Raw genomic sequence first — 5,498 nt, forward strand, 5'->3', positions numbered from 1 at the left:
GCGATTGATTCTTGAGAACTCAACAGTGTGTCATAGTCGACGAATTAGTTTGTTATGCCCCGTCAACATGATGTGGTTTGTCGTGTTGGTGGTTTCTTTGGTTGACAATAATTTCTGACGTTTTTTCGTTAGCAGTTTTGTCTGTCAGGGGATGTGGCTCTCTTTTTCTCGCCAGCTTGCTGGTGGGGTTGTTTTTCAATGGAGAGTTTGATCCTGGCTCAGGACGAACGCTGGCGGCGTGCTTAACACATGCAAGTCGAGCGGTAAGGCCCTTCGGGGTACACGAGCGGCGAACGGGTGAGTAACACGTGAGTAATCTGCCCTTCACTTCGGGATAACCACCGGAAACGGTGGCTAATACCGGATATGACCACGTACTGCATGGTGTGTGGTGGAAAGTTCTGGCGGTGAAGGATGTGCTCGCGGCCTATCAGCTTGTTGGTGAGGTAATGGCTCACCAAGGCTTCGACGGGTAGCCGGCCTGAGAGGGTGACCGGCCACACTGGGACTGAGACACGGCCCAGACTCCTACGGGAGGCAGCAGTGGGGAATATTGGACAATGGGCGAAAGCCTGATCCAGCAACGCCGCGTGAGGGATGACTGCCTTCGGGTTGTAAACCTCTTTCAGTACCGACGAAGCGAGAGTGACGGTAGGTACAGAAGAAGCACCGGCCAACTACGTGCCAGCAGCCGCGGTAATACGTAGGGTGCGAGCGTTGTCCGGAATTATTGGGCGTAAAGGGCTCGTAGGCGGTTTGTCACGTCGGGAGTGAAAACTCAGGGCTTAACTCTGAGCTTGCTTCCGATACGGGCAGACTAGAGGTATGCAGGGGAGAACGGAATTCCTGGTGTAGCGGTGAAATGCGCAGATATCAGGAGGAACACCGGTGGCGAAGGCGGTTCTCTGGGCATTACCTGACGCTGAGGAGCGAAAGTGTGGGGAGCGAACAGGATTAGATACCCTGGTAGTCCACACCGTAAACGTTGGGCGCTAGGTGTGGGGCCTATTCCATGGGTTCCGTGCCGCAGCTAACGCATTAAGCGCCCCGCCTGGGGAGTACGGCCGCAAGGCTAAAACTCAAAGGAATTGACGGGGGCCCGCACAAGCGGCGGAGCATGCGGATTAATTCGATGCAACGCGAAGAACCTTACCTGGGTTTGACATATGCCGGAAAGCTCTAGAGATAGAGCCCCTTTTAGTCGGTATACAGGTGGTGCATGGCTGTCGTCAGCTCGTGTCGTGAGATGTTGGGTTAAGTCCCGCAACGAGCGCAACCCTCGTTCTATGTTGCCAGCACGTAATGGTGGGGACTCATAGGAGACTGCCGGGGTCAACTCGGAGGAAGGTGGGGATGACGTCAAGTCATCATGCCCCTTATGTCCAGGGCTTCACGCATGCTACAATGGCCGGTACAAAGGGCTGCGATCCCGTGAGGGGGAGCGAATCCCAAAAAGCCGGTCTCAGTTCGGATTGGGGTCTGCAACTCGACCCCATGAAGTCGGAGTCGCTAGTAATCGCAGATCAGCAACGCTGCGGTGAATACGTTCCCGGGCCTTGTACACACCGCCCGTCACGTCACGAAAGTCGGCAACACCCGAAGCCGGTGGCCCAACCCTTGTGGAGGGAGCCGTCGAAGGTGGGGCTGGCGATTGGGACGAAGTCGTAACAAGGTAGCCGTACCGGAAGGTGCGGCTGGATCACCTCCTTTCTAAGGAGCACACGCCCCGACACCCGCCGTTCGAGTGGGTGCGCATGGTGGTGTTCACTAGTGGAATCGTCGATGAATGGTTGTGAAGGTCGTGCCTTCGCTCCTCAGTACTGTCTGTCTTGGTGCCTTGTGCATCGGGTGGGCGTGGAACCTGGGGTGTGGGTGCGGGTGGATCGGTCGAGACACACTGTTGGGTCCTGAGGGATCAATTGCGGGTACCGCGGCCTTGTGTCGTGTGGGCCCGGGTTGGTTGCTCGGTTCCTCCCTTTGCCCTGGTGGTCACGGAAGTGGTTGCTGGGGGGTTGGTGGGGTTGTTGTTTGAGATCTGGATAGTGGACGCGAGCATCTGATGCCCGCATGCTGTGTGCCGGCTGGCTTCTTCGGGGGTTTGTTGGTGGGCGGTGGTGTGGGTGTCTAGTGTGATTTTTTTGTATCGATCATGCGCGCTTTGATTGGGTGCGTGTGGTTGTGGTCTTTGTAGTTGAGTTGTTTTGACGTTGTTGAGACAAGCTATGAAGGGCACATGGTGGATGCCTTGGCACCAAGAGCCGATGAAGGACGTAGGAGCCTGCGATAAGCCCCGGGGAGTTGGCAACCGAGCTGTGATCCGGGGGTGTCCGAATGGGGAAACCCAGCTGGAGTCATGTCCAGTTACCCTCACCTGAACACATAGGGTGAGTGGAGGGAACGTGGGGAAGTGAAACATCTCAGTACCCACAGGAAGAGAAAACAAAAGTGATTCCGAGAGTAGTGGCGAGCGAAATCGGAAGAGGCCAAACCTATCTCGTGTGATACCCGGCAGGGGTTGCGAGGTGGGGGTTGTGGGGCCGTTTTATCGAGTCTGCCGGCTCGGTGCAGAGTAAGAAATTCGCAGGGAAGCTGAAGCCGGTTGGAAAGCCGGGCCGTAGAGGGTGATAGCCCCGTAGGCGTAAGCTGCGAACTCTGGAACGTCACCCCAAGTAACACGGAACCCCTGAAATTCCGTGTGAATCTGGCGGGACCACCCGTTAAGCCTAAATACTCCTTGGTGACCGATAGCGGACAAGTACCGTGAGGGAAAGGTGAAAAGTACCCCTGGCGGGGAGTGAAATAGTACCTGAAACCGTGTGCCTACAATCCGTCGGAGCGAGAACTTGTTCTTGTGACGGCGTGCCTTTTGAAGAATGAGCCTGCGAGTTTGCGTTGTGTTGCGAGGTTAACCCGTGTGGGGAAGCCGTAGCGAAAGCGAGTCCGAATAGGGCGCTTTAGTAGCACGATCAAGACCCGAAGCGGAGTGATCTATCCATGGGCAGGTTGAAGCGCGGGTAAGACCGCGTGGAGGACCGAACCCACTTAGGTTGAAAACTGAGGGGATGACCTGTGGATAGGGGTGAAAGGCCAATCAAACTCCGTGATAGCTGGTTCTCCCCGAAATGCATTTAGGTGCAGCGTTGCGTGTTTCTTGCCGGAGGTAGAGCACTGGATAGCCGATGGGCCCTACAAGGTTACTGACGTTAACCAAACTCCGAATGCCGGTAAGTGAGAGCGCAGCAGTGAGACTGCGGGGGATAAGCTCCGTAGTCGAGAGGGAAACAGCCCAGACCATCAGCTAAGGCCCCTAAGCGGTGACTAAGTGGAAAAGGATGTGGAGTCGCATTGACAACCAGGAGGTTGGCTTGGAAGCAGCCACCCTTGAAAGAGTGCGTAATAGCTCACTGGTCAAGTGATTCCGCGCCGACAATGTAGCGGGGCTCAAGTCATCCGCCGAAGCTATGGCATTCATACGTATAACTAAGCCTTCGTGGTTCAGGTGTGTGGATGGGTAGGGGAGCGTCGTGTGGGCAGTGAAGCAGCAGAGTGATCTAGTTGTGGAGCCCACACGAGTGAGAATGCAGGCATGAGTAGCGAATGAAGAGTGAGAAACTCTTCCGCCGAATGATCAAGGGTTCCAGGGTCAAGCTAATCTGCCCTGGGTAAGTCGGGACCTAAGGCGAGGCCGACAGGCGTAGTCGATGGACAACGGGTTGATATTCCCGTACCGGCAAAGTAGCGCCCATGACGAACCTGGTGATGCTAACCATCCGAAACCATGTTGACCGGACCCTTCGGGGCGAGGCGATGTGGCAGAGCGTGGGACCCGAACTGGTAGTAGTCAAGCGATGGGGTGACGCAGGAAGGTAGTCCAACCGTGGCGATGGTAGTCCACGGCTAAGGGTGTAGGACGAGCGGACAGGCAAATCCGCCGCTCATGTGTCTGAGACCTGATGGGGACCCCGTAGGGGGGAAGTGGATGATCCTATGCTGTCGAGAAAAACCTCTAGCGAGCTATGCGCCGCCCGTACCCCAAACCGACTCAGGTGATCAGGTAGAGAATACCAAGGCGATCGAGACAACCATGGTTAAGGAACTCGGCAAAATGCCCCCGTAACTTCGGGAGAAGGGGGGCCGGATCCGTTACCCACCTTGCGTGGGAAAGCGGTGATGGCCGCAGAGACCAGGCCCAAGCGACTGTTTACTAAAAACACAGGTCCGTGCGAAGTTGTAAGACGATGTATACGGACTGACTCCTGCCCGGTGCTGGAAGGTTAAGGGGACCGGTTAGAGGAGCAATCCTCGAAGCTGAGAACTTAAGCCCCAGTAAACGGCGGTGGTAACTATAACCATCCTAAGGTAGCGAAATTCCTTGTCGGGTAAGTTCCGACCTGCACGAATGGAGTAACGACTTGGGCGCTGTCTCAACCATGGACTCGGCGAAATTGCACTACGAGTAAAGATGCTCGTTACGCGCGGCAGGACGGAAAGACCCCGGGACCTTTACTATAGTTTGGTATTGGTGTTTGGTTCGGCTTGTGTAGGATAGGTGGGAGACTGTGAACCGGCCACGCCAGTGGTCGGGGAGTCATCGTTGAAATACCACTCTGGTCGTACTAGATGTCTAACCTAGGTCCGTAATCCGGATCAGGGACAGTGCCTGATGGGTAGTTTAACTGGGGCGGTTGCCTCCTAAAATGTAACGGAGGCGCTCAAAGGTTCCCTCAGCCTGGTTGGCAATCAGGTGGCGAGTGTAAGTGCACAAGGGAGCTTGACTGTGAGACAGACATGTCGAGCAGGGACGAAAGTCGGAACTAGTGATCCGGCGCCAGCAGGTGGAAGCGGCGTCGCTCAACGGATAAAAGGTACCCCGGGGATAACAGGCTGATCTTCCCCAAGAGTCCATATCGACGGGATGGTTTGGCACCTCGATGTCGGCTCGTCGCATCCTGGGGCTGGAGCAGGTCCCAAGGGTTGGGCTGTTCGCCCATTAAAGCGGCACGCGAGCTGGGTTTAGAACGTCGTGAGACAGTTCGGTCCCTATCCGCCGCGCGCGCAGGAAACTTGAGAAAGGCTGTCCCTAGTACGAGAGGACCGGGATGGACGAACCTCTGGTGTGCCAGTTGTCCCGCCAGGGGCACGGCTGGTTGGCTACGTTCGGAAGTGATAACCGCTGAATGCATCTAAGCGGGAAGCACGTTTCAAGATGAGGTTTCCCACCACGTAAGTGGGTAAGGCCCCCAGCAGAACACTGGGTTGATAGGCCGGAGGTGTACAGCAGTAATGCCTAGCCGACCGGTACTAATAGGCCGAGGGCTTGTCCCAACACCGTACAAAACCACTCAACGGTGACAAGACCCCTAATGCGCACATGTTTGCCCGCGTCCACTAACCAGTTCCCAGACAACAACCCTCCCGGGTTGGTCTGCGAACACACACAACACAACAACGAGCTTGGCCCCACCCCGATACGGGTGCATGGCCGGACCCCCCTGCAT

The 5,498-nt window shown here is 56.1% G+C and carries 2 rRNA genes; both read left to right on the plus strand.

The window, feature by feature from the left end:
- Positions 1–195 precede the first annotated feature (195 nt).
- A 16S ribosomal RNA gene (locus AC4BGE_RS18830) occupies positions 196–1,710 on the plus strand.
- Positions 1,711–2,213: 503 nt separating this feature from the next.
- Positions 2,214–5,325: ribosomal RNA gene (locus AC4BGE_RS18835) — 23S ribosomal RNA — on the plus strand.
- The 16S and 23S rRNA genes sit together here, the layout of an rRNA operon.
- Positions 5,326–5,498: the final 173 nt, after the last annotated feature.

The sequence above is a fragment of the Nocardioides sp. Z50_6 genome, from assembly GCF_058215755.1.